General features: G+C 67.7%; 21 protein-coding genes. 14 read left to right on the plus strand and 7 right to left on the minus strand.

The annotated features are described in order from the left end of the window. Positions 1–383: 383 nt before the first annotated feature. Both C457_RS18810 and C457_RS18815 read right to left on the minus strand, forming a co-directional pair. Positions 384–2,324, minus strand: coding sequence for a hypothetical protein (locus C457_RS18810; protein ID WP_008097145.1), 1,941 nt, complete (start codon positions 2,322–2,324; stop codon positions 384–386). Positions 2,325–2,586: 262 nt separating this feature from the next. Continuing rightward, complete coding sequence (locus C457_RS18815; RefSeq protein ID WP_008097146.1) at positions 2,587–3,525, minus strand: dihydrodipicolinate synthase family protein; 939 nt, start codon at positions 3,523–3,525, stop codon at positions 2,587–2,589. A 114-nt stretch (positions 3,526–3,639) separates the two neighbouring features. Between C457_RS18815 and C457_RS18820 the strand changes: the two genes are divergently transcribed. The 6 genes from C457_RS18820 to C457_RS18845 all read left to right on the plus strand — a co-directional run bounded on the left by C457_RS18820 (position 3,640) and on the right by C457_RS18845 (position 10,488). Then, positions 3,640–4,692 carry a Gfo/Idh/MocA family protein gene (locus tag C457_RS18820; protein WP_008097147.1) on the plus strand — a complete coding sequence of 351 codons (1,053 nt, stop codon included), beginning with the start codon at positions 3,640–3,642 and terminating at the stop codon, positions 4,690–4,692. Positions 4,693–4,779: 87 nt separating this feature from the next. After that, complete coding sequence (locus C457_RS18825) at positions 4,780–6,021, plus strand: mandelate racemase/muconate lactonizing enzyme family protein (protein WP_008097148.1); 1,242 nt, start codon at positions 4,780–4,782, stop codon at positions 6,019–6,021. 98 nt (positions 6,022–6,119) lie between these two features. Next, positions 6,120–7,256, plus strand: coding sequence for a mandelate racemase/muconate lactonizing enzyme family protein (locus C457_RS18830; protein WP_008097149.1), 1,137 nt, complete (start codon positions 6,120–6,122; stop codon positions 7,254–7,256). 119 nt (positions 7,257–7,375) lie between these two features. Further along, on the plus strand, positions 7,376–7,825 hold the full coding sequence (locus C457_RS18835) for a universal stress protein (RefSeq protein ID WP_008097155.1): 450 nt from the start codon (positions 7,376–7,378) through the stop codon (positions 7,823–7,825). Positions 7,826–7,888: 63 nt separating this feature from the next. Beyond that, entirely contained in the window at positions 7,889–9,322 is a 1,434-nt protein-coding gene (locus C457_RS18840; RefSeq protein WP_008097156.1) for a family 4 glycosyl hydrolase, read from the plus strand. A gap of 83 nt (positions 9,323–9,405) precedes the next feature. Continuing rightward, positions 9,406–10,488, plus strand: a complete 1,083-nt coding sequence (locus tag C457_RS18845; RefSeq protein WP_049913729.1) for an LLM class flavin-dependent oxidoreductase — start codon at positions 9,406–9,408, stop codon at positions 10,486–10,488. A 56-nt stretch (positions 10,489–10,544) separates the two neighbouring features. Here the strand turns inward: C457_RS18845 and C457_RS18850 are convergent, their stop codons facing one another. The 3 genes from C457_RS18850 to C457_RS18860 form a co-directional block, all read right to left on the minus strand. Beyond that, positions 10,545–10,790 carry a hypothetical protein gene (locus tag C457_RS18850; protein ID WP_004041200.1) on the minus strand — a complete coding sequence of 82 codons (246 nt, stop codon included), beginning with the start codon at positions 10,788–10,790 and terminating at the stop codon, positions 10,545–10,547. Between the two features lie 60 nt (positions 10,791–10,850). Further along, on the minus strand, positions 10,851–11,504 hold the full coding sequence (locus tag C457_RS18855) for a ThuA domain-containing protein (RefSeq protein WP_008097158.1): 654 nt from the start codon (positions 11,502–11,504) through the stop codon (positions 10,851–10,853). Between the two features lie 93 nt (positions 11,505–11,597). Continuing rightward, on the minus strand, positions 11,598–12,281 hold the full coding sequence (locus tag C457_RS18860) for a carbohydrate-binding family 9-like protein (RefSeq protein WP_008097159.1): 684 nt from the start codon (positions 12,279–12,281) through the stop codon (positions 11,598–11,600). 86 nt (positions 12,282–12,367) lie between these two features. Here C457_RS18860 and C457_RS18865 point away from each other — a divergent pair, with 86 nt between their 5' ends. The 7 genes from C457_RS18865 (at position 12,368) to C457_RS18895 (ending at position 20,855) form a co-directional block, all read left to right on the plus strand. Continuing rightward, positions 12,368–13,558, plus strand: a complete 1,191-nt coding sequence (locus C457_RS18865; protein WP_008097160.1) for a UxaA family hydrolase — start codon at positions 12,368–12,370, stop codon at positions 13,556–13,558. Next, positions 13,555–13,863: a UxaA family hydrolase gene (locus C457_RS18870; RefSeq protein WP_008097161.1), complete on the plus strand. Its 309-nt coding sequence runs from the start codon at positions 13,555–13,557 to the stop codon at positions 13,861–13,863. Before C457_RS18865 ends, C457_RS18870 begins: the two co-directional genes overlap by 4 nt. After that, positions 13,860–15,029: a UxaA family hydrolase gene (locus tag C457_RS18875; protein WP_008097162.1), complete on the plus strand. Its 1,170-nt coding sequence runs from the start codon at positions 13,860–13,862 to the stop codon at positions 15,027–15,029. The genes C457_RS18870 and C457_RS18875 overlap by 4 nt, the downstream gene beginning before the upstream one ends. 150 nt (positions 15,030–15,179) lie before the next feature. Then, the gene (locus C457_RS18880; RefSeq protein ID WP_081442863.1) at positions 15,180–16,364 is read left to right on the plus strand and encodes an MFS transporter; all 1,185 of its coding nucleotides are present in this window, start codon (positions 15,180–15,182) and stop codon (positions 16,362–16,364) included. 115 nt (positions 16,365–16,479) lie between these two features. Then, on the plus strand, positions 16,480–17,505 hold the full coding sequence (locus tag C457_RS18885) for a Gfo/Idh/MocA family protein (RefSeq protein ID WP_008097164.1): 1,026 nt from the start codon (positions 16,480–16,482) through the stop codon (positions 17,503–17,505). Between the two features lie 206 nt (positions 17,506–17,711). Further along, complete coding sequence (locus C457_RS18890; protein ID WP_083864326.1) at positions 17,712–19,577, plus strand: hypothetical protein; 1,866 nt, start codon at positions 17,712–17,714, stop codon at positions 19,575–19,577. Between the two features lie 156 nt (positions 19,578–19,733). Continuing rightward, positions 19,734–20,855 carry a Gfo/Idh/MocA family protein gene (locus tag C457_RS18895; RefSeq protein WP_008097167.1) on the plus strand — a complete coding sequence of 374 codons (1,122 nt, stop codon included), beginning with the start codon at positions 19,734–19,736 and terminating at the stop codon, positions 20,853–20,855. Between the two features lie 137 nt (positions 20,856–20,992). Here C457_RS18895 and C457_RS18900 read toward each other — a convergent pair whose 3' ends face one another. Then, entirely contained in the window at positions 20,993–22,108 is a 1,116-nt protein-coding gene (locus tag C457_RS18900; RefSeq protein ID WP_008097168.1) for an ABC transporter ATP-binding protein, read from the minus strand. Then, complete coding sequence (locus C457_RS18905; RefSeq protein ID WP_008097169.1) at positions 22,105–23,166, minus strand: ABC transporter ATP-binding protein; 1,062 nt, start codon at positions 23,164–23,166, stop codon at positions 22,105–22,107. Before C457_RS18905 ends, C457_RS18900 begins: the two co-directional genes overlap by 4 nt. 215 nt (positions 23,167–23,381) lie before the next feature. Here C457_RS18905 and C457_RS18910 point away from each other — a divergent pair, with 215 nt between their 5' ends. Then, the gene (locus C457_RS18910; RefSeq protein WP_004041212.1) at positions 23,382–23,600 is read left to right on the plus strand and encodes a hypothetical protein; all 219 of its coding nucleotides are present in this window, start codon (positions 23,382–23,384) and stop codon (positions 23,598–23,600) included. Positions 23,601–23,636: the final 36 nt, after the last annotated feature.

A 23,636-nucleotide genomic window follows, 5' to 3' on the forward strand; every position in this document is an offset into this window, starting at 1 on the left:
GACACATGGGCTGTAGCTGCAGAATCTGGAATATTGTGGTTTTGAACGCCACGTGACGAGGGAATATCCTCGTTTTCCCGGCCGACAAGCATTACGATTATATGGTTGTAATCTATCTGCGGAACCGCCTCCTCGATGTTCCCGAGACGGCTTTGAGAATGGTTCTCGATTAATAATTCCCAATAGGGGAACGCCACTCGACTCGATTCCAACTCTCGTGAGTCACCTCCACGTCGAATCGCCCGCCTCGGACCTCACCAATCCTTCTCTTGAATAACTGCCGGTACACCCCGAATATCGTCGTTCCCTCGAAGGGAACGAGAATTGCTATATTGATTTTTCGTGCGCTTCTCCCGAACCCCGCGCGTCGCCGCCGCGGGACCTTACGACGCCGTTTCCGACCACGGGTGTTCGTAACTCGGGTCGTCCGCGAAGCGGTCGAGACCGGCGCGAATCGACATCCGACTTCCGGCAGGGAGCCGCACCCGGAGCGCCCCCGTCCCTTCGTCGCCGTCACTTGCGCTGTCGGAGTCTTCCTCGCCGACGCCGCGCTCCACGCCGTCGGTCTCGACCGTAGTAAAGCGGTGTTCACCGTACGCGCCCGCTTGGACGACGACCTCTTCCTGTCTCGCCCCGGTGTTGACGAGCGTCAGTTCGATTCCGTCTTTCGTCACCGACTCCACGAGCGCGGCGACGCCTGCCGGTAGTCCTGGCCGTTCCCGGCGCGCGTCGAAGTGTCTGACCTGCGCCATCACGAGGCCGCCGTAGTAGACGGGTTGTGGCGCTCCCATGGTGAGTTGGAGCAGCGCCTTGTGGAACGCCGGGTTTCGGTCTCTGAGGTAGTCTTCGTCCACGGTCGTCGGCTCGTTCCCCTCGGCGTCGAACAGGCGCAGTCGCTCGTCGACGTGCTCGCGCGTCGCTTCGAGGATTCGGTCCGGGTAGTCCTGGAACTCCCCGTCGAGGTAGGCCAGCCACGCGTACTCGTGACCGTCGTCGTGTTTCGTCTTCGCCCGCGGGTCGACGCGTCGCCAGTCCTGTTCTCCCCAGTCGCGGAGCCGACGCAGTCGATTTCGGTCCTCGTCGCGCATCGACATGTACCAGAGGTGAACCGCGTAGGGGTCGTCCGTAAGCGGCTGGAACTCGTACCAGCCGTCCCGCCACAGCACCTCCCCGTCGTCCTCCGTGAGGACGCCGGAGGCGTCGTAGTGGTAGTCGCCCTCGCCGCCGTACTTGTGCGGGATGTGGAGGGTGCTGTGTACGTCGTCTTCGGCGACCTCGATGCCGTTTTCGATGAGCACGTCGAGTTGCGACCGCGGGAACTCGAGGTACTCCCGGTCGCCTTCGAGCAGGACCGCGTTCTCGGCGGCGACCGTCGGCCCGATGCCGATGTAGTGCCACCCGCCCCACGACCAGCCGTAGTAGCCGCCGTACCACGACCCGTCTGTGTACTCGCCGATTTCGCCGGAGCGCCCGACGTTGTCGGGGATGATGCCGCCGTTTTCGGCCGTCCGCTCCCGCCACGCGTCGAGGTAATCGGTCACCCACTCGCGGTAGTCGTCGTCGCCCGTGTGGAGATAGGCGTTCGTCATCAGGCTCGTGATGTTGAGGTTCAGCGGGATGTCGCCCTTCGCGCAGCGCTCGTTCAGCACTTCGAACAGGCGCTCTTCGTTCGCCGGGTCGAGGAGGTCTGCGGCCTCGTCGAACTCTAAATCCCGCCACGGGAGGCCGTGTCTGGCCCAGCGGTAGTCCGCGCCGTAGGGGTGGTGTTCGTAGGCGGAGAAGTCGCAGAACTCCGGGCCCATGCTCCCGTTCATCGGCCCGCGAACCACTCGGTTTTCGGCGTCGTAGTTCCCCGTGTCCGAGTCGGCGGTGTAGAGGTCAGCGAACTTCGTCGCTCGGTCGACGACCGCGTCGTCGTCGGGCGCGGCGAGGCCCATGTTGTACGTGTAGAGGTTGCCCTCCCCGAGGTGGAACCAGTCGCGACACTGTTCGAACTCGTCGACGACCATCGGATGGCCGAACGGCGTCTCCGTCGCCGCGCCGCGTTCCAACGCGGACTCGTACACGCGACGGGCGTGGTCGAGCAGGCGTTCGTCGCCGCCCATCGCGTACACGAGCGGCCAGTTGTAGAACCCCTCGACCACGTCGTCGAAGCCGTCGACGCCCACGTGGTCGTCTGGCGGCCAGAACGGCTCCCCGTCGGGGCCGGTGTAGTCGTCGACGAACCGGTCGACTGCGTCGGCCGTCAGGTCGAACAGTGCTCGCTGTTTGTGCGCCCACGTCGGCGGTCGAGTCGCCTCGGCGGTCGCTTCGAACTCGCGCATGCCACCATACCCCGCGTCTCGGGTGATGAATATTTGGGTCGCGCGAGTCGCGGCGCTCCGGCCGGTTCGGGCGACGACGATCCGTCTGACCGCGTCGTCGGCGAACCTCCCGATTCAGTCGTCACTCACCGTGCCGACACCGCGCGGCTCGACCTCGTCGCTACCGCGGTTATGCCAGTCGCTCTCGCGGCCCTCGGTCGGTCGGTCGCTGGTTGTCGTCGGTCGTTGGTTGTCGTCGCTCGGCGTCTTCTGTGGGTCGCGTTCAGTCGATGAGGCGCTCGATGTCGTCGTCGAGCTGGTCGTACAGCTCCTCCGCCTGGCGCTCGTCTTCGGCCGACAGCGGGCGAATCGGCTCGCGGACTCCCCCGCCGTGCAGGCCGGCCAGTTCGAGGCCTTTCTTCACCGCCGGGACGCTGATAGCGCCATCGAGGGTGTTGTTCTGTCCAGTCTGGTCGCGGAAGTTCTGGTAGGGCAGACAGATGTTCCGAAGCTCACGGGCGCGCTCCCAGTTCTCTTCGGTGAGCGCCTCGAACAGCGCGAGGCCGACTTCCGGCCGGAAGTTGCTCACTCCCGCCGAGAATCCCTCGATGCCCTCGTTCCAGAACGAGACGGCGAAGGGTTCGGCGAGGCCGTCCACCCAGACCACGTCGTCGCCGGTGGCGCTGGCGGCCGCGCCGAGTTTCACGGCGTCTTCGATGGCGTACTTGATGCCGACCACGCCGTCGAGCCCCGCAAGGTCACGGAGATAGTTGATTGACGGGTCGAATCCCTTGACGTACGGCACCAGCGGGGCCGACGAGGCGTCTGCGAGCTTTTCGTAGTAGCGAAGCAGGCCGCGCTCGTGGACGTACGTGTGGTCCGGCGGCATTATCATCATCCCGTCGACGCCGATGCGGTCGTAGGCGTCGATGAGTTCCCGCGCGCCCGCCGTGCTCCCGCCGACGCCGGCGAGGACGCACACGTCGGACGGGAGCGCATCGACGGCCGTCTCCGTCACGTCGACGCGTTCCTGCTGGGACAGCGAGTGATACTCGCTGATGTTCGCCGACGCGAGGAACGTGCGGATCCCCTCGTCGTAGAGGGTCCTCGCGTTCGCTGCCAGTTCGTCGTGTTCGATGTCGAGGTCGTCGTCGAACGGGGTGAGGAGCCCGGCGGCGACGCCGCGCAGGTGCTCGCGCACACCGCTCTCTGCGAGTGGCATACCCGAACCACCGTGCACTCGCGCATAAAATCTTCGGACAGGGGGGTCGCACGCGACGACGAGCGCCCGAGGACCGTCAAAACAGTTATCTGCCCCATCTCTGTAGTCGAACCCATGCCGCGTCAGACAGACTCGTCTCCAATCGCCGTCGGAGTCGTCGGCCTCGGAAGCCTCGGTCGTCGGCTCTGTCAACAGTTCGTCGAACTCCCCCGGTCGGAACTCGTCGCCATCTCCGACGTGGACCCAGACGGCCTCGCCGAGGTCGGTGACTCCTTCGACGTTCCCGAGGCGCACCGCTACCCGTCGTTCGAGGCGTTCCTCGATTCGGCCCCGATGGACGCCGTCGCCGTCGCGACGCCTAACGGCCTGCACTACGAGCAGACCTCGGCCGTGTTGGACCGCGGCCTGCACGTCCTCTGCGAGAAGCCGCTCGCGACCGACGCCGAGGAGGCCTACGAACTCACGACCCGCGCCGAGGCGAGCGACCAAACCGTGATGGTCGGCTACCAGCGACACTTCAATCCGGCCTACAAGCGCGCCCACGACGAGTGGGCCGAGGGCGACCGCGTCCCGCGATTTATTACCGGTGAGGTGACCCACGACTGGCAGTCCTACTACGAGAAGGAAGACGACTGGCGGATGAACCCCGAACTGAGCGGCGGCGGTCACCTCCTGAACGTCGGCACGCACGTCATCGACGCCATCCTCTGGACGACCGGACTCACCCCGACCCACGTCAACGCCTACGTCGACTTCCACGACGACGAGCAGGTGTTCGACCGCCAGTCCTCCATCATCATCGAGTTCGCGGAGGGCGCGGTGGCGAACGTCTCCGACACGGGCGTCGTCGCGCGGACCCGCGAGCACGTCCACATCTGGGACGACGAGGGGGCGATATACCTCGAAGGCCACGAGTGGGACGACCGGACCGGCTACGTCATCGACGACGAGGGGACCGAACACCATCCCTACGACGGCTACGAGCGGTGGCTGAGCAAGGGCACCGCGTTCCTCGACGCGATAGAGACCGGCGAGACGCCGCCCGCGACCGCCCGCGACGGCCTCAAGGCGGTGCTCATCACGATGGCGGCCTACGAGTCGGGTCGGCGGAACGAACGCGTCGCACTCGACGAACTCTACCCGTTCGCGTCCGACGTCTTCCAGTAGCGCGCCTTCGTTCTCTCTCGACTGTTTCCACTCCGCGTTCTCCCGCGCGAGGCGGAGTTTTATCGTGGTGGCCGATTCTGTAGAGGTATGCGAATCGCGACTATCAGCGGATACGCTCTCTCGTCACCTATCGAACCGCCGCAGGACCGACCCTTCCACGGCGGCGTCCGTCGCCTCCTCAAACGCGACGTGGTGCTCGTCGTCGTCGAATCGGCCGACGGAACCCGCGGCATCGCCACCGCCGGCGCGAGCAGTTCCGCGATGCGGGAGTACTTCGAGGGCGAATCGCAGGGCACCTTCGCGGACGTGGTAAACGGGGCCGTCGCCGACGCGCTCGAAGGCGAGACCGTCGAGGAGGTCGAAGACGCGCACGCGATGCTCCGCGACACCGACCTCCCCGACCGACTCCGCCATCAGGCCATCTCGGCGCTCGACGTGGCCCTGTACGACATCCGCGGGAAGGAGGTCGGCGCGCCCATCTACGAACTGCTCGCCGACGAGTACGGCACCGACCCGACGACGGAGATGCCCCTGTACGCCAGCGCCGGGATGTACATGGAACCCGAGGGGTACGCCGAACAGGCGGCAACCATCCGCGACCTCGGCTTCTTCGGCTACAAGTACCGACCGGGCATCGGCCCCGACGGGGACCGCCGCACTGTCGAACTGCTCGCCGACGTCGCGGGCGACATGGAAGTGATGCTCGACGTGCACACCTGGTGGAAGATTCGCGACGGCTACGACCGCGAGACGGTCGAAGACCTCGTCACCTTCGCCGCCGAGCGGGACTGCTACTGGGTCGAAGAGCCCGTCTCGCCCGACGACCACGCGGGCTACGTCGAACTCGCGGAGACGGGCGCGCCGCTGGCCGGCGGCGAGAGCGAACCGACGCCCGAGGGCCTCGTCGCGCTCGGCGAGACGGGCGCGGTCGACTTCCTGCAGGGCGACGTTCGGCACCACTGCGGCTACACCGGCTGTCGCCCCGCGGTCGAGTCCTGCGTCGGCCGCGACGTGGAGTTCGTCCCGCACAACTTCGGGACGTGGGTCGGCCTGCTCGCCAACGCGCACCTCGTCGCGGCCGCGCCCGAGGTGTCGCTCCTCGAATACCCGGTCTTCGAGGACGACCCGCTCCTCGACGCCGAGACCGACCCCGGAATGTACCCCTTCGACCTCGCGTTCGACATCATCGAGGGCCAACCCGCCGTCGAGGACGGTGTCCTCTCGCTGTCCGACGAGCCGGGACTGGGAATCGAAGTGAACTTCGACGCGCTCGACGACTACCCGTTCCGCGACGGGCCGTGGACCGAGTTCCACTACGACGAGGACTGAGTCGACGGTTCGAAGCGACTCGCCGCCTTCGTCCCGTCTGTCTCGCCGCGTTCGCCGTCTGCACAAGCTATAATGCGTCTCTCCGTGGTACATTTTTCATGCACGTAACCGACATCGAAGTCATCCCGATATCGCACCGCCTCCCCGAGGGCGAGGGCCTCGGCGACGCGCGCGGGTTCGGCCACGACAGGGCGACGACGCTCATCCGCGTCGACACCGACACCGGCGACGTCGGCTGGGGCGAGGCGTTCGCCCCGGGGAGCGTTATCGCGCCTGTCGTCGACGAGTTCTTCCGCGACGACGTGGTCGGCATGGACCCCTTCGACGTGCGGCGCCTCGCGGAGGCGTCGTACACAGACCCATACCACTTCGGCGGGAGCGTCTTCGTCCAGAGCGCCCTCAGCGGCATCGACGTGGCCCTGTGGGACCTCGTCGGCAAGGCGACCGGCAAGCCCGTCCACCGGCTCCTCGGTGGGACGCCGCGGGAGACGCTCACCGCCTACGCCTCGACGATGTACTTCACCGAGGCGGACCGCGACATCGCCGAGCCGATTCGGGACGCCGTCGACGAAGGATTCTCCGCGGCCAAGATAAAAATCGGCAACGGCACCGACTCCGACGTGGAGCGGGTTCGAACCGCCCGCCAACTCCTCGGCGACGACGCGCGGCTGATGGTCGACATCAACGGGAACTACCGGCCGCGACAGGCGATTCGCACCGCGAAGGCCATCGAGGAGTTCGACATCACGTGGATGGAAGAACCCGTCCCGCCGGAGAACCTCTCGGGCTACCGCGAGGTCAAACGCGGCGTCGACGTGCCCCTCGCGGCCGGTGAGGCGCACTACGGCCGCTTCGAGTTCAAGCGCCTCGTGGACGACCGGACGGTCGACGTGGTCCAGCCGAACCTCGGGCGATGCGGCGGGCTCTCGGAGGCGAGTCGCATCGCCGACCTCGCCAGCACGGAGAACGTGGCGGTCCGGCCGCACATCTGGAACAGCGCGGTCGGCCTCGCCGCGGCGGTCCAGTTCGCGGCGTCGGTCTCGGACTACCCGCACACGCGGCACGTCCCGGACCCGATGATGGTCGAGTTCGACCGGAGCGAGAATCCGCTCCGCGACGAGATTCTGCGGACCCCGTTCGACCCGACCGGCGGCGAGGTGGACGTGCCGCAGGCCCCCGGCCTGGGCGTCGAAATCGACGAGGACGCGGTCGAACGGTACCGCGCCGACCGCTGAGCGCGGGTCGCTCGTTCGTCTCCCCGCCGCTGCACCGCCGAACCGACCTCGCGCTGTTCCGACTCGCGGGATAGTTTTATGGGTTAAAGCACCGTGGCACCGGTATGCAGTCATCGCTAGTGGTAGTCGACAGTACGGACTCCAACGAGCGCCTCCTCGTCGAGGCGGGGCAAATCGCGGCCGGCACGGACACGCCGCTCGTGCTCCTCACGCGAATCACCGAGGACGAAATCGTCGAGAACGCCGAGACGTTGCAGGCGATGAGCGACGCCGCCAACACGCCGCTGGAGTCGAACTCGGCGCGGGAAGTCGCCACCCGATTCGCGTCGCAGGCCGCCGACGAGGCGTTCGAGTCGGTGGACGGAACCGTCGAGTACGACGCCGTCACCGTCGTCGCCGACGAGGGCGAGTTCGCGGACGAGGTGATTCGCGTCGCCGACGAGCGCGGCTGTGACCACGTCTACGTCGCCGGTCGACAGCGCTCGCCGACAGGGAAGGCGCTGTTCGGCGACACCGCACAGCGCGTCGTCCTCAACTTCGACGGCCCGGTCACCATCCTGACCGAGTGACGGAGCGGCCGGACCCACCGAAACGACAGCTATTTGCGACCGCGACTCGTCACGTGTTATCACATGTATCAGCTGTCGGAGCAAGCGGAGCCTGTACCGTCGGGTTCGTCCCGAACCATCGACATCGGCTACATCGGCGGCGGGAGTCAGGGGTGGGCCCACACGCTCATCAACGACCTCGCGCAGTGTCCGGACCTCGCGGGGAGCGTCACGCTGTACGACGTGAACTACGAGATGGCGTCGAAGAACGCCCTCCTCGGAAACCGCGTGATGGACCGCGAGGAGGCGGTCGGCGACTGGTCGTTCGAGGCGACCCGGAGCATGGACAAGGCGCTCGACGGTGCCGACTTCGTCATCTGCTCGATTCAGGACCCGCCGGGTGAGACGTTCGTCCACGACATCGACGTGCCCCAGGAGTACGGTATCTATCAGACGGTCGCCGACACCGTCGGCCCCGGCGGGGCGATTCGGGCGCTGCGAGCGATTCCGCAGTACCGTGAAATCGCCGCGACGGTCCGCGAGCGCTGCCCGGACGCGTGGGTCATCAACTACACCAACCCGATGACGGTCTGCACGCGGACGCTCTACGAGGAATTCCCCGACATCAAGGCCATCGGGCTCTGCCACGAGGTGTTCAAAACCCAGAAGCTGTTCGCCGAGATGGCGGAGCGCTACATCGACGAGGCCGAGGACGTCGCCCGCGACGAGGTTCGGGTCAACGTCAAGGGAGTCAACCACTTCACGTGGGTCGACGAGGCGCGGTGGCGCGACCGCGACGTGTTCCAGTACCTCGACGAGGAACTCGAACGTCGGAAACCGCTTTTCGACCGCGAGTCGGGCGACCTCGACGCCGAGTCCTACTGGGTGAACAACGAGGAAGTCGCGCTCGACCTCTACGACCGCTTCGGCGTCCTCGGCGCGGCGGGCGACCGTCACCTCGTGGAGTTCGTCCCGTGGTATCTGAGCATCGACGAGCCGGCGGAAATCCAGCGCTACGGTATCCGGCTCACGCCGAGTTCGGCCCGCGTCTCCGACGACGAGGGCCCCGACGAGATGGAACGCTACCTCGAAGGCGACGCGGAGTTCGAGTTCCACGAGTCGGGCGAGGAAGCGGTCGACATCATGCGGGCGCTCTCCGGCGAGGGGACGTTCGTCACGCACCTCAACTACCCCAACGAGGGGCAGGTCGACGGCATCCCCGAGGGCGCGGTCGTGGAGACGAACGCGCTCCTCTCCGGCGACGACGTGACACCCCTCTGTGCGGGCGGCTTACCCGACGAGGTCGAGAGCATGGTCGAGCGCCACGTCACGAATCAGGAGACGCTCGTGCGCGCGGGCTTCGAAGGCGACCTCGACCTCGCGTTTCAGGCGTTCCTCAACGAACCGCTCGTCACCGTCTCGCGCGACGAGGCCCAAGAGCTGTTCGCCAAACTCGTCGAACTGGAGCGCGAGTACTTCGCCGACTACGACCTCGACGCGTCGGTCCTGCGGGCGTAAGCCGGCGTTTCGAACCCTCGCGAACACGTCACTCCCCACCTCCGGGGTCAGCTATTTATCCCGCGGCCCAGTCGGTACACGCGATGTCGAGCGCCAATAGCCGCGGTTTGAGCTTCGGCTGTCAAGTTGTCAGCTACGGAAACGTCGAGAAAACCATCGAGCGAGCGGTCCGAGCCGAGACGGCCGGGTTCGACACCGTCACCGTTCCGGACCACCTGTTTCACCCGACCGGCTCCGAGGAGTATCTGGTGGACCCGCCGTGGGAGGCGTTCTCCGTCCTCGGGGCGATAGCCCAGCGCACCGAGGAGGTGACCCTCATGCCCGGCGTCGCGGACTCGGTGCGCCGCCACCCGACCGAACTCGCGCACGTCACGGCCACGCTCGACCGGATGACGGACGGCCGCGCCGGTCTCGGTATCGGGGCCGGCGAGGCGTTCAACTTCGCGCCGATTTCGGACATCGACTGGGACGACCCGTACACCCGGTTCAGGGAGTGTGTCGCCGTCATCGACGGCCTGTGGAACTCGACGACTGACGAGCCGTTCTCGTTCGCGGGCGACTACTTCGACCTCGACGAGGCACACATGGGGCTGAAGCCCGCACAGGAGCCGCGCCCGCCGCTCTGGATAGGCGGTTACGGCGAGAGCATGCGCGGTCTGACGGGCGCGGTCGCCGACGGCTGGTTCCCGTGGATTTACTCGCCCGACGAGTACGCGGCCGACCTTCGGAAAGTCCTCGACGTGGCCGCGGACCGAGGCCGCGACCCCGACGCCATCGACCGCGCGGTGATGGTTCCGACCACGGTCTCCGAGGACGGCGACGAGGCTCGCGAGGCCGGCATCGAGCGCAACCGCGTGAACCTCGCGCTCCGACCGCCGCTCCTCGCCGACATGGGCTACGAGGACATCGCGGAGTCGACGCCCATCATGTGGCAGATGGCGTTCGACGAGGAACAGGAGCGTCAGTTGTCGGCGGCGGCCGAGCGCATCCCGGACGGGGCCGTCGACGATATCTGCGTCGCCGGCGACCCCGAGCGCGCCATCGAGCGAATCGAGGCGTTCCGCGACGCGGGCGTCGACAACCTCGTTCTCATCCCCGTCGGCGACTACGAGGAGACGATGCGGCACTACGAAAACGAGATTATTCCGTACTTCAGCGAGCGGTAGCGCGGCGGGACGAGTCGGAGCGTCGGTCGCCGACACCGGCTGATGCGGTTAGTCGGTCACTCCTGTGCGCCGTCGCTGACGCCGGGTTCCTGCTGGTTGTCGTCGTCGTCTCCTCTGCTCGCATCGATTCGCGGTTCTACCCCGAACCGGTAGTACGCCGTCCAGACGGCCGCTACGACGGCGACGATGGCGAACAGCGTCGGCGACCACACCATGCCGAACTGCTGGGCCAGCCACATTCCCGAGAGCATGACGCCGAGGACGAACACGAACACGGTCAGGTCGGCGGCTCGAAGATTCATGTACCGACGTTCGGAACCGACCGGGATAAACGTTCACACGGCGACGCGCGAGCGCTCCACTCAGTCGCGGACCAGCCAGCCGACGGCGTTGCGGAGCAGTCGCCGGTAGTCGTCGTTCTCGAAGGCCTCGGCGGTGTGTCCGAGCGACGCGTAACAGACTCGCCCCGCGCCGTACTCGCGGACCCACGCGACCGGGTAGTCGGTGAGGTCGGGGTGGGCCATGCGCGCGAGCACGGTCACGTCGTCGTCCACGTCGACCTGATACGGCTCGTCGAACACCTCGAAGTCGCCGACGCCGTCGGTCACGGCGTGGTCGGAGACAATTTCGACGCCGAACGTCGATTGCTCGGGGTGGGTGAGGAAGTGGCCGCCGAGGAGGTCGCGGAGGTCGGGAAACGGCTCGTCGCGCTTGTCGAGGCCGCCGTCCCCGTCGTGGACGTTGATGAGGTCGGCGGCGCAGTGGAGACCCAGATAGGCTCCGCCGTCGCGGACGAAACTGAGGAGACCGTCTAACTGCTCGGGTGTCAGGGTGGCGTCCGTCAGGTAGTCCACGACGAGGTCGTAGCCCGCGAGGTCGGCGAGGGCGTCTTTGTCGGTCGTCGCGGTCACCTCGGCGGCGTCGCCGATGGCGGACTCGATGTGCGGTCGCATCTCCTCGAAGTCGTGGAACGAGAAGGTCGTCTCTCCGATGACTAACGCGGACGGCTGCTGCATGGGCTGTCGTTCAGTTCCCGCGCGAAAAGTCGTTTCGGTGCCACCACGGCTTGCTCGGCGACTTCGTCCGGGGCACCCGCCCGAGGCGACCGCTCACTCGAACTCGATGCGCCCGAAGTACGTCGGCGAGTGGTACGTCGGCTCCGGCAGTTCGATTCGGTTCCACGTCCCCTTCTGCGCGTCGGGCAGACCGCTCCGGTAGAAGTTCCCGCGCCAGACCGTCTCCGAGTCGAGTTCGAGCGGGAGGCCGGTCAACGACTGGAGCGTCGACCGCGGGAGCCGCGCCGCGAGCCACCACGCGTCGTCGTCCGGGGACGCGGTTTTCGTGGGGCCGGGGACGGACGTTTCCACCTCGACGGCCGCCGCGTCGGTCGGCGAGACGAGGTCGCGGCCGATGTCGCGCTCGCGCCAGTCCGGCTCCTGCCACGCGAGTTTGAACGTACCGCAGCAGTTCGCCTCGAAGTTGAAGTACCGCCCCGGCGAGCCGTCGTCGGGCGGGGCCGGCGTGGCGAACAGTTCGACCGAACTGTCCTCGAACGTCGGACCGTTCAGCTCCGTCACGTCGGCGGTTATCTCGTCGTCTTCGACGTGGAACTGCAGGTAGAGCGCCTCCGCGTCGAACAGCGCCCTGACCGTCGTCTCCGGGCCGGGTTCGTCGCCCCACGCGTACTCGTCCAGTCGGGCGACGTTCGCCCGCTCCCACACCGTCCCGTCGACCGCGCCGGTCAGCGGGACCGCCCTGTCCGCGTCGATGCGGCTGACCTCGTAGGTTCGCATATGTCTCACTCACTCGACCCGCCCGCAAGAGCGTTCCGCCCGCACCCGACGAAACCACTTTGTCGGGCGCTACCGAATCGCGTGGTATGAGACGAGAGTTCACCGGCTACCGCCGGGAGAGCGGCCGCATCGGGGTCAGAAACCACGTCGCCGTCCTTCCGACCTCGGTCGCGTCGTCCTGCGTCGCCCGCGGTATCGCGGCCGAGGCGGGGGCGTGGGCGCGCGCGACGCCGCACCAGATGGGAGCGAACCAACCGGACGAGGCGCGAGCGCAGACCGAGCGGGTGCTGGTCGGCGTCGGGCGCAACCCGAACGTCGGCGCGGCGCTCGTCGTCGAGTTCGGAACCGAGGACATCGACGCCGCCGACCTCGCGGACCGAATCGCCCGAGACGGCAAGCCGGTCGAGACGCTCTCGGTCCGCGAGGTCGGCGGGACGGCCGCGGCCCTCCAGCGCGGGCGCACCGCCCTCGACTCGCTGAACGAGGCGGCCGCGGACGCCCGCCACGAGTCGGCCGACGCGAGCGAACTCGTCGTCGGCGTCGAGTGCGGCGGGAGTGACGCCACCTCGGGCATCGCCGCCAACCCCGCCGTCGGCGACGCCTGCGACCGTCTCGTCGCGGCCGGGGGAACCGCCTCGTTCAGCGAGACGCCGGAGTTCATCGGCGCGGAACACGTCCTCGCGGAGCGATGCGCCGACGAGGAGACCCGCCGCCGACTGCTCGACCGCGTCGAGCGCCGCGAGGCGACCGCCGACCTGATGGGGGTCGACCTCCGGGGCGCACAGCCCTCGCCCGGCAATCAGGAGGGCGGCCTCACGACCATCGAGGAAAAGAGCCTCGGAGCCATCTCGAAGGGCGGGACGACCCCCGTGCGCGGCATCGTCGACTATGCCGAGCGCCTGCCGGTCGGCGGCGGCCTCGTCCTGATGGACACGCCGGGCTACGACGTGGAGAGCGTCGTCGGCAAGGTCGCCGGCGGCGCGCAGATTATCGTCTTCACCACCGGGCGCGGGAGCACCACCGGCAACCCCGTCGCGCCCGTGGTGAAGGTCACGGGAAATCCCCGGACGTGGGAGCGCATGCGGTCGAACATGGACGTGAACGCCGGGGCGGTGGTCGAGGGCGACGCGACGATTTCCGAGGCGGGCGAGCGCGTCTTCGACGAGGTGCTCGCCGTCGCCGACGGGAAGCGAACCGGGGCCGAGACGCGCCGGATGGAGGAGTTCGCCATCACGGAGGTCCACCCGCGCGAACTCGCGGAGGTGCGGGGCAAATGAAGGGCCGCGTCCTCGACGGGGGCGCCCTCGTGCTGGCCGACGGCGACAGCGTGGCGACGGCGCTCGAAGACCTCGACGCCGGGCGCGAGGTCCGCGACGGAGACCGCGCGGTGACGCTCGCCGACGACGTTCCGTTCGGCCACAAGTTCGCCCTCGACCCGCTGTCGGCCGGCGAGACGGTCCGCAAGTACGGTGAGGTCATCGGGCGGACCACGGCGGCTGTCGCGGCCGGTGAGTGGGTCCACACGCACAATTGCGAGAGCACCCGCGGCCGCGGCGACGTGGCGGCGGAGGTGGAGCGATGACCCGGAACCCACACCCGGACCGCCGCCGAGTCACCCCAGACTCGTTCGCGGGCCACCGCCGACCCGACGGCCGCCTCGGCATCCGAAACCGGGTGCTCGTCCTCCCGTCGGTCATCTGCTCGCACGTCGTCGCCGAGGAGATAGCCGCCGGTTCGCCCGGTGCGGTGGCCGCGCCCCACGACCACGGCTGCGGGCAGTTGGGCGCGGACGCCGAGCAGACCGAACGGACGCTCGTCGGCCTCGCCGGGAACCCGAACGTCGCGGGTACGGTCGTCGTCGGCCTCGGCTGCGAGACGGTCCGGAGCGACGTCGTCGCCGCGGCGGTCGAAGAACGCGGGCTTCCAGTCCGCGAACTCACGATACAGGACGCCGGGGGGACCGACGCCTGCGTCGACCGCGGCACGGCCGCCGTCGCCGACCTCCGGGAGTCGGCCGCCGCTCAGGGGACGGACGGGGCGACCGCGACAGCCGACGAACAGACGGCGACCCTCGGTGACCTCACGGTCGGCGTCGTCGTCGACGACCTCGCGGACTCGACCAGACGGCACGCCTACCCGCTCGTCGCCGAGTTGGTCGAGCGGGTCGCGTCAGCCGGCGGGCGGGTCGTCGTCGCCGGCAACGAGCGGTTCGCCGCGCACCCCGAGGAGACCCGGTCGCTCGTCGGCGACGCGGCCGCCGACCGACTGCTCGACGCGGCGGGCCGCCCCGCGAGGGCGACGCGCGTCGGAACGGAGGCGGCGGCCCGTGGATTCGACGCGGCGACGGGATTCCTCGGCAACGCGCCGGTCACGGGAGTCGCGGCGTACGGCCAACGAGTCGATGAAACGGACGCTGCCGATGCCGCCGCCGGCGCGGTGACGCTGCTCGACGCGCCCTCTCGGGTCGAGGAGGCCGCGACCGGCCTCGCCGCCGCGGGCGCGCACCTCGTCCTCCACGTCACGGGACAGGGGACGCCCGCCGGCCATCCCATCGTTCCGGTGGTGAAACTCTCGGGCGACGCGGACACGCTCGCGGCCGTCCCCGACGATATCGACCTCGACGCCCGCGAGACCGACGCGGACGACCTCGAAGCGTATCTTCTCGCCGTCGCCGACGGCGACCGGACGTGCGCCGAGCGACACGGACTCACGGAGTTCGCCATCGCCCGCGCCGGCCCGTCGACCTGACGGTCGCATCGAGTCTCGCGCCGCCGTCCTCGGCGCATCGCCTTCCGGCTCGCCAATCTTTATTGGGTGGTAGTGTCACACCGAGTCGTAGTGGTAGTCAATCAGCAGGCTCGACCAGCGAGTCGAGGGCAGCGGAGCGCACTCGCGCTCATCGGTATCTCTCGCGTCGCGTGTGGGTCGCTCTTCGGCACGGCGATGGCGCTCTACATCGGAGAACAGGGGTCGCCGTTCGCGGTGAGCCTCGCGTACGCGGCGTTCTCCTTCGGACTGTTCGTGTTCGCCCCGGTCTGGGGCGCAATCGCCGACATCACGGGTCGGCGGCGAGCGATACTCATCGGGACCGCGTTCCTCTCGACGCTCGCCATCGCCCCGCTGACCGTGACCGCCTCGGTCCCGCTCCAAATCGCCTGTCGTGGCCTCTTCGCGGTGTTCACCGCCGGCTTCCAGTCGGTGATTCTCACCATCGTGAGCGAGTCGGGCGGCGAGTCGGAGCGCGGACGTTCCATCGGTTTCTACAGTAGCGCCCGCTCTAGCGGGGCTATCAGCGGTCGGCTGTTCGTCGGCTATCTCGTCGGCCTGCTCGTGCCGACCGACCTCTATCTCGTCGTCGTCGGCCTCGGCCTCGTGGCGACGCTCCTCACGCTCCGCATCGCCGACCCGACGCCGCCGTCCGAAGAGACGCTGACCACGGGTCGACTCCTTGGGGAAGTCCGCGGGCGACTCCTCCCCGGCGGCGCGCGGCGGGAACTGTTCGAGCGGACCGGACTCGGCTGGCTGTACGTCGGTATCGTCCTCCGGAACATGACCGAGAAGGGCTTCATCTCGGTCGTTCCGGTGTTCCTCGTCGCCGACGTGGGGCTCTCGAACGTCGTCATGGGTGCCGTGCTCGCGGTCAGTCCCGCGGTCCGAGTCGTCTCGATGTACAGCTTCGGTCGCCTGAGCGACAGCATCGGCCGGAAGAAGCTCATCGTGGGCGGACTCGCCGGCAGCGGCGTGCAGGCGCTCGTCGTCGTTCTCGCGCTCGTTCCCGACGGGCAGCTCGCCCGCATCGGTATCAGCAGCACCGCCTTCGTCGTCCACGCGGTCACGTTCTCGATGCTCACCGTGGGCACTATCGCTTTCGTCGCCGACGTGGCCCCCGTCGACCGCGAGTCGGAACTGATGGGGCTCCGGTCGACCGCCCGCGGCCTCGGCGGCGTCCTCGGACCGCTTCTCGTCGGCGTGCTCGCCACCCGGTTCGACTACGCCACGGCGTTCGTCTGCACCAGCGTCCTCGCGTTCGTCGCCGCCGGGTTGGTCGGGCGGACGCTCACGGAGAGTTTCTCGCCCGAGTGAGCCGCGCCGTGCGACCGCTCGGCCCCGCTGGTAAACGCTTATCACGCCGCCCGCTGACGTTCGAGTCGATGACGCCTACAGTCGCTACTTCCCCTTCGCCAGACGGTGAGCGCCGATGACTGAGACGCCGATTCGGGTCGGCATCGTCGGCTGTGCGAGCATGGGACGGTCCCACGCCGAAGCGCTCGCGGACACCGACGGTGTCGAACTCGCGGGCTGTGCAGACCACACCCCGGAGACCGCCCGGTCGTTCGGCGAGACGCACGGCTGTCCGTCGTACACCAGTCACGCCGACCTGTTCGCCGACGCCGCGCTCGACGCCGTCTGCGTCTGCACGCCCAACGGGGCCCACCGCGACATCGTCGTCGACGCCGCGGCGGCGGGCATCGACGTGCTCTGCGAGAAACCGCTGGAAATCACGCCCGGCCGCGTCGACGACATGGTCGCCGCCTGCCGCGACGCCGGTGTCACCCTCGCTTGCGTCCTTCAGCGGCGGCTGTTTCCCACGATGCAGTTCGCCCGCGAGGTGGTCGGCGACGGTCGGCTCGGACGGCTCGTGTTCGCCGACGTGCGGGTGAAGTGGCACCGCGACCGGTCGTACTACGACGACTCGTCGTGGCACGGCAGCGCGGACCTCGACGGGGGCGTTCTGTTCACGCAGGCGCTCCACGGTATCGACCTGCTTCAGTGGGTCGCCGGCGACGTGTCACGGGTTGCCGGCACCGGCGACGCGCTGTATCACGACATCGAAGCTCCCGATACGGCCGCGCTCTCGCTCCGGTTCGAAGACGGCGCGCTCGGGCAGGTGTCGGCGACCACGGCGACGCGGCCCCAACAGCCCATCAGCCTCGAATTCAACGGGACGGAGGGAACGCTTCGCGTCACCGAGACGGGCGTCGAACTGTTCGAGGTGAACGGGGAGAAACAGCCCGTCGACCTCCCCGACCCGCGCCCCGACGGCCCGCACGTCGCCCAGATACGCGATTTCGTCGAGGCCGTCTCCGCGGGCCGACCGCCGATGGTGCCGCCGGACGAGGCGAGAAAGGGAGTGGACATCATCTTCGCCGCCGAGCGCTCGGACAGTCGCGGCGAGTGGGTATCGGTGTCGTCGGTCGGCGACCTCCGCGACGCGGACGACTGAATTCGCTGACTCGCTCGACTGCGACCTCACGACTGAGTCGACCTCACGACCGACCTCACCGCAACCGGTCGTTCGACCGACGCGGCGTTTTCGCGGAGCCTGATACGCCCTGAGTGGCTGGGATTCGACCGTTTACGTCCCGATAATGATCATCCGCCAACAATTTTTATTACGGGGCGGGTTCTGAGTCTTGTTGGTGTCATAACATGACTCCCAACAGACGCACGTTCTTGCGTGCACTCGGAGCAGGTAGTATCGGTACCGTCGCGACGTTCAGCGGAACTGCTGCGGCGGCGACCACCGTCACTGTCGAGGGGGCGGGCGAAGACATCTGGGACGCCGCGGACGGGTTCCACTACTATTACGAGGAAGTGAGCGGCGACTTCGACGTCGTCGTCCACAACACCGCCTTGGAAAACACCGATAGCTGGGCCAAAGCGGGCCTCATGGTCCGGCAGACGCTGAACGCCGACGCCGAGAACGCCATGGTTCGCCGCCGACCCAACGGCGAGGCATCGCTCCAGTGGCGCTCGGCCGCCGGCGCGGACACGGTCAGCACGACGTCCGACGGCGGGAGCGGCGAGAGCGAGGTGAGCGGCGGGTCGATTACCGCCGACTGGCTCCGCCTCACACGAAGCGGTGACACGATTTCCGCGTACGGGTCGACCGACGGGAGCAACTGGACGCTCATCGCCGACATCGCCCCCGGAGAAATCGACTTCGCGGAGGACGCCTACGTCGGCCTCGCGGTGACGAGCCACAGCGCCGGCACGCTCTCGACGGCCGAGTTCGAGAGTCTCTCCGGCCTGTCGCCGTCGAGCAACGACGACGTGGGCGACGTGGACGTGGCCGGTAGCGTCTCGACCAGCGACGGCGGCGGCGGGTCCGGCGATGGAGGCTCCGACGACGGCGGGTCCGACGGCGACGCGTCCGGCGGGTCCTCCTTCGACGTGGACGCCGGGTTCGCTGACGCCTCGTGGTTCGACGACAGCGTGACCGTTCACCGCGTCCAAGAGGCGACCGAGAGCGCCGTCCGCGCGGCGTTCGAGGCGAACGGTCCGCGCCTCGTCGTCTTCGAGGCCAGCGGTGTCGTCGACCTCGGCGGCGGCGACCTCTCTATCACGAACGACAAGTGCTGGGTGGCCGGCCAGACGGCTCCCTCGCCGGGCATCACCTTCATCAACGGGATGATTCAGGTCGACGCGAACGACTGCGTCGTCCAGCACCTCCGCATCTTCCGCGGGGAAGACGGCGGCGCGGCCGAGGGCGCGGACCCGATGAACAACGCCGACGACACCTCGAACGTCATCTTCGACCACTGCAGCGCCTACTGGGGCCGCGACGAGAACCTCTCTGTCGGCTACAACACGACCGACACGACCTTCGCGAACTGCCTCGTCGCCGAGGGGCTCGACGAACCCGAGGAGAACTCCAACGGTTCGCTCGTCGGTAACGGCGCGCAGAACGTCGCCATCCTCGGCACGGTCTACGCCGCGAACAACGACCGCAACCCGCGGCTGAAAGACGACACCCAGTCGGTCATCGCCAACAGCATCGTCTACTACTTCGACAAGGCCATCTGGGCGTCTCCCGGCGCTCAGTCCAGCGTCGTCGGCAACGCGTACCTCGGACGGTTCGACTGGTCCGACGCGATTGTCAAGGGTGACGGCAGCGTCTACATCGAAGACAACATCGTCGCCGACCCCGGCCTGAACGGGCGGACGTTCTGTTCGGCCACGCAACTCGGTTCTCGTCCCCTGTGGCCCAGCGGACTCACGGCGATGCCCGCCACCGATGTCGAGAGCCACAACCTCGCGTACGCGGGCGCTCGCCCGGCCGACCGCATCAGCCACGAACAGCGCGTCATCGACAACATTCGCAACCGAAGCCTCGACACCGACGTCTCGGACCCGGCGAACGCCCCCGGCATCCCCGGCGACGAGGGCGAAGTCGGTGGCTACCCCGACCACGGCGGAAGCACGCGCTCGCTTTCGGTCCCCGACAGCGGTCTGCGCGACTGGGTCGCTCAGTGGGCGCTCGCCGTCGAAGAGTCGGGCGCGAGCCCTCCCTGACCCGCCGAGCTGACACGACTGTAACGAACCCCGGCTCGAATCGAGACTCGACCAGCCGCCGTGTGCGCCATCTTTTCCAGTTGTAACAACTGCTCGACTCCGCTCTCGCGCTCGCTCCGTCAACAACTATTAGGACTTCTCCCGCGTCGCCCCGGTATGGAGAGTGTGACTCTCGGTATCATCGGTTGTGGAGCCATCAGCGACGTGTACTTCGAGGCGGGGAACCGCTTCGACGCCCTCGACATCGTCGCCTGCGCCGACCTCGATGAGGACCGCGCGAAATCGAAGGCGGACGAGTACGGCATCCCCCGCATCCTCCCGACTGAGGACCTGCTCGCCGACCCCGAAATCGACGTTGCGGTCGTACTCACGCCGGCGGGCACCCACGGCGACCTCGTGTCCGCTGCCCTCCGAGCGGGCAAGCACGCCTACACGGAAAAGCCGCTCGCGGCGACCAAGGCCGAAGGCGAGGCGATTCTGGAGACCACCGACGAGCGCGGACTGACCGTCGGCGTCGCGCCCGACACCGTTCTCGGCACCGGAATCCAGACCTGTCGCGACCTCATCGACGAGGGCCGCATCGGCGACCCCGTCGGCGCGACGGCGTTCTGGTCGAACCACGGCCACGAGCACTGGCACCCGGACCCCGACGGCTTCTACGCGGAAGGCGGCGGTCCGCTTTTCGACATGGGGCCGTACTATCTCACGTCGCTCGTGACGCTCCTCGGCCCGATTCGGTCGGTCGCCGGGACCGCGAACACGCCGTTCGCAGAGCGCGAGATAACGAGTGAACCGCGCCGCGGCGAGCGGATTCCGGTGTCGGTGCCGACCCACGAGACGGCCGTCGTGACCTTCGAAAGCGGCGCGACGGGGACGCTCCTGACGAGTTTCGACGTGTGGGGGTCAGAACTACCGGGATTCGAGATATACGGCACCGAGGGGACGCTGAGCGTCACCGACCCCAACCGGTTCGACGGGACGCCCCGCGTCCACCTCAGCGACGACGACGACGGCGAGTGGCGCGAGATTTCCGTCGAGCGCGACCACCCCGGCCAACAGCGCGGTCTCGGCCTCGTCGACCTCGCGTACTCGCTCGACTCCGACTGGGACCACCGGACCAGCGGCGACCTCGGGTTCCACGTCCTCGAAACGATGGACGGCATCCGCGAGTCCGCCGAGGAGGGCGCGTACGTCGAACTCTCGGCGCAGTGCGAGCGTCCGCCGTCGGTCCCCGACGGCTTCCCGACTGACGTCGGCCCGGCGGGCGACGCGGAGTGAATTCGGGAGTGAACGCAGGAATCGGTGCGGGAGTGAAAACGGGCGTCAGTGCGGGAGCGAAAACAGGTGTCGGTGCCGGTACCGGTTTCGGTGTTGGCGACGGCGTCTGAACGACGGTCCGAATCGAGGTTTCTCTTTCAGTCGGCCGGCTGTTCCGCGTCGTCCGCGACGTCGATGTCGAGGTCGTCGGTGATTGGCTCGCTGTTCCGGTAGTCGATTCTGTCGTGCGCGTCGAAGCAGGCCGCCTCGTGGCGGTCCGACGGGCCGCTCATGCCGGAGAGGTCGGGCGTGTTCGACGTGCAGTACTCCCGCGCCTCGGGACAGCGGGTATGGAACCGACAGCCGCTCGGCGGGTTCTCCGGGTCCGGGATGTCGATTTTCCTGACCGGCGGCGTCTCGATGGGGTCGTTTATCTCCGAGAGACCGGAGGTCGCCCACAGGAGGCTCTTGGTGTACGGGTGCTGGGGGTTCTTGATAATCTCGTCCGCCGGGCCGATTTCGACGATGCGGCCGAGGTACATGACGGCGATGCGGCCGTCGGCGCGACCGGCGAGGTACCGGGCGTTCGCCATGTTGTGCGAGATGAAGACGAACGAGGTGCTGAACATCTCCTGCAGTTCGAGGAGGAGGTCCATCAGGTTCACCCGCAGCGACACGTCGAGGGCGCTCACGGCCTCGTCGGCGAGGATGAGGTCGGGTTCGAGGAGCATCGACCGGACGATGACGGTCCGCTGGGCCTCCCCACCGCTCAGTTGGTGGGGGTACCGAGAGGCGTAGTCGTCTGCGGGCGTGAGCCCGACCGTGTCGAGCATCTGGTGGACGAGCTCCCGGCGCTCGACGAGGTTGAGTTCCGGCCGCCACTTCTTCAGCGCCGGGTTGAGGTTCTTGAATATCGTCCGGTTGGGGTCCAGCGAGTTCCCGGCGTCCTGGTGGACCATCTGGAGCGACTTCCGAATCTCCTTGTACGGGATGTCGCCGGGTTCGAGGTCGGACTTCCAGATGTCCTGTCCGCGGAAGCGGACCGTCCCCGAGGTGGGGCGCTGGAGTCCGATCATGGCCTTTCCGAGCGTCGTCTTGCCACAGCCGGACTCGCCGACGAGCGCGACCACGTCGTTCTCGCCGATGTCGAGCGAGACGTTGTCGACGGCGCGGACGACGCCCTTGTCGTCGCCGAGGAAGCGGTCGAGGATGCCCTCGTTGCCGCCGAAGTGGACGCTCAGGTCGTCGACGCGGAGCAGGGGGTCGTCGCTCATTTCGAGACCTCCTTCTTGAGGGGAATCGTCTCGCGGGCTTCGTCCGTGTAGAAGCACGCGGCCCCGTGGTCCTCGGACACCTCGATGAGGTCCGGGTTCGTCGCCCGGCACTGCTCGTCGGCGAGCGGGCATCGCGTGTGGTACGAACAGCCCTTCGGGACGTTCAGCGGGTCGGGGCTCGTCCCCTCGATGGACGCCATCTCGTCGAGGTCGGCGTCGATGTCGGGTATCGAGTTGAGTAGCTCCCGCGTGTAGGGGTGGGCGGGGTCCATGACGATATCTTGGACCGGGCCGAGTTCGAGCAGTTCGAAGGCGTACATCACCGCGAGGCGGTCGGAGATGCGCGCGACGTGGCTCAGGTCGTGCGTCACGATGACGATAGTGAGGTCGTACTCGGCTTTCAGCTCCGAGAGGAGCTTCAGAATCGACTGCTGCATCAGGAGGTCGAGCGCGGCGGTCGGCTCGTCCATCACGAGCACGTCGGGGTCGAGGATGAGACTCAGCGCGATGAGCGCGCGCTGTTTCATCCCGCCGGACAGCTCGTGGGGGTACGCGTCGAGGACGCGGTCGGGTTCGAGGTGCACGTCGGAGATGAGCTGTCGGGCGCGTTCCATCCCCTCTTGGATGTCGTAGTCGTGCGCGCGGAGCGTCTCGACGAAGTGGTCGCCGATGCTGAGCGTCGGGTTGAACGAGTCGAGCGCCCCTTGGACCACCATCGAGACGCGCTCCCAGCGGAACCGGCGAAGCTCCTCCTTGCTCAGGTCGTTGACCTTGATGGGCTCGCCGCCCTCCGGCGGGTTGAACACCACGTCGCCGGTGAGCGTCCCCGGCGAGTCGATGGCGTCGAGCATGGAGTCCGCCAGCATCGACTTGCCGGAGCCCGACTCGCCGACGACGCCGAGGACTTCTCCCCGCCGGACGTTTATCGACACGTCGTCGAGGACTCGGGCGTCCCCGCGTTCCATCGCGAACGCGACGCTCGCGTTCGTTATCTCTAGCACGTTGTGCTCGGCCGTCGGCTCGTCTGGCATCTTCTGTTTGGTGTGTTGTGTCGCCATGGTCAGTCCCTCTCGTCGGTTCGTACGGCGGGCGAGCGACCCCACCCGTCACGCGTGCCTATCGTCAACATGTGACCGTAGTAGGAATCTATCACGTTCAATACTACTTAATACTTTCCGCCAGCGCAGTCCATGCGCGTCGATATCGGAGTCTTCGGGCGGTTCGGCTGCCGATACCGGCAAACTATAAGTTCGTCCGCGATGTCCGTGCTGACATGGCGCAAGCGCAAACGCGACAGAACGTGCTGTGGACAGTTCGCTCCAAAATCGGCGGTGTCACCTCGACGGTGGTTTTCCTCGGCGCGCTGTTGATTCTCTTCGGTGCCGCCCTTCAGACCGGCGTCTGGGCGGGAATGTTCGGAATAATCGGTGGATTGCTGGTGTTCGTCGCCGTCGCGTTCCGGGTACTGCTCTGGGCGTACCGACTGTTCTGATCACATCATGGTGAATCCGTAGTACACCCCGATGAG

Source organism: Haloferax prahovense DSM 18310, assembly GCF_000336815.1.
In the GTDB taxonomy this organism is placed as follows: Archaea; Halobacteriota; Halobacteria; order Halobacteriales; family Haloferacaceae; genus Haloferax; species Haloferax prahovense.

What these genes read in the sequence shown, in the direction of transcription:
- C457_RS18810 (WP_008097145.1), bottom strand. Translation starts at nt 2,324, where the DNA reads ATGCGCGAGTTCGAAGCGACCGCCGAGGCGACTCGACCGCCGACGTGG.
- C457_RS18815 (WP_008097146.1), bottom strand. Translation starts at nt 3,525, where the DNA reads ATGCCACTCGCAGAGAGCGGTGTGCGCGAGCACCTGCGCGGCGTCGCC.
- C457_RS18820 (WP_008097147.1), top strand. Translation starts at nt 3,640, where the DNA reads ATGCCGCGTCAGACAGACTCGTCTCCAATCGCCGTCGGAGTCGTCGGC.
- C457_RS18825 (WP_008097148.1), top strand. Translation starts at nt 4,780, where the DNA reads ATGCGAATCGCGACTATCAGCGGATACGCTCTCTCGTCACCTATCGAA.
- C457_RS18830 (WP_008097149.1), top strand. Translation starts at nt 6,120, where the DNA reads ATGCACGTAACCGACATCGAAGTCATCCCGATATCGCACCGCCTCCCC.
- C457_RS18840 (WP_008097156.1), top strand. Translation starts at nt 7,889, where the DNA reads ATGTATCAGCTGTCGGAGCAAGCGGAGCCTGTACCGTCGGGTTCGTCC.
- C457_RS18845 (WP_049913729.1), top strand. Translation starts at nt 9,406, where the DNA reads ATGTCGAGCGCCAATAGCCGCGGTTTGAGCTTCGGCTGTCAAGTTGTC.
- C457_RS18850 (WP_004041200.1), bottom strand. Translation starts at nt 10,790, where the DNA reads ATGAATCTTCGAGCCGCCGACCTGACCGTGTTCGTGTTCGTCCTCGGC.
- C457_RS18855 (WP_008097158.1), bottom strand. Translation starts at nt 11,504, where the DNA reads ATGCAGCAGCCGTCCGCGTTAGTCATCGGAGAGACGACCTTCTCGTTC.
- C457_RS18860 (WP_008097159.1), bottom strand. Translation starts at nt 12,281, where the DNA reads ATGCGAACCTACGAGGTCAGCCGCATCGACGCGGACAGGGCGGTCCCG.
- C457_RS18865 (WP_008097160.1), top strand. Translation starts at nt 12,368, where the DNA reads ATGAGACGAGAGTTCACCGGCTACCGCCGGGAGAGCGGCCGCATCGGG.
- C457_RS18870 (WP_008097161.1), top strand. Translation starts at nt 13,555, where the DNA reads ATGAAGGGCCGCGTCCTCGACGGGGGCGCCCTCGTGCTGGCCGACGGC.
- C457_RS18875 (WP_008097162.1), top strand. Translation starts at nt 13,860, where the DNA reads ATGACCCGGAACCCACACCCGGACCGCCGCCGAGTCACCCCAGACTCG.
- C457_RS18885 (WP_008097164.1), top strand. Translation starts at nt 16,480, where the DNA reads ATGACTGAGACGCCGATTCGGGTCGGCATCGTCGGCTGTGCGAGCATG.
- C457_RS18890 (WP_083864326.1), top strand. Translation starts at nt 17,712, where the DNA reads ATGACTCCCAACAGACGCACGTTCTTGCGTGCACTCGGAGCAGGTAGT.
- C457_RS18895 (WP_008097167.1), top strand. Translation starts at nt 19,734, where the DNA reads ATGGAGAGTGTGACTCTCGGTATCATCGGTTGTGGAGCCATCAGCGAC.
- C457_RS18900 (WP_008097168.1), bottom strand. Translation starts at nt 22,108, where the DNA reads ATGAGCGACGACCCCCTGCTCCGCGTCGACGACCTGAGCGTCCACTTC.
- C457_RS18905 (WP_008097169.1), bottom strand. Translation starts at nt 23,166, where the DNA reads ATGGCGACACAACACACCAAACAGAAGATGCCAGACGAGCCGACGGCC.
- C457_RS18910 (WP_004041212.1), top strand. Translation starts at nt 23,382, where the DNA reads ATGGCGCAAGCGCAAACGCGACAGAACGTGCTGTGGACAGTTCGCTCC.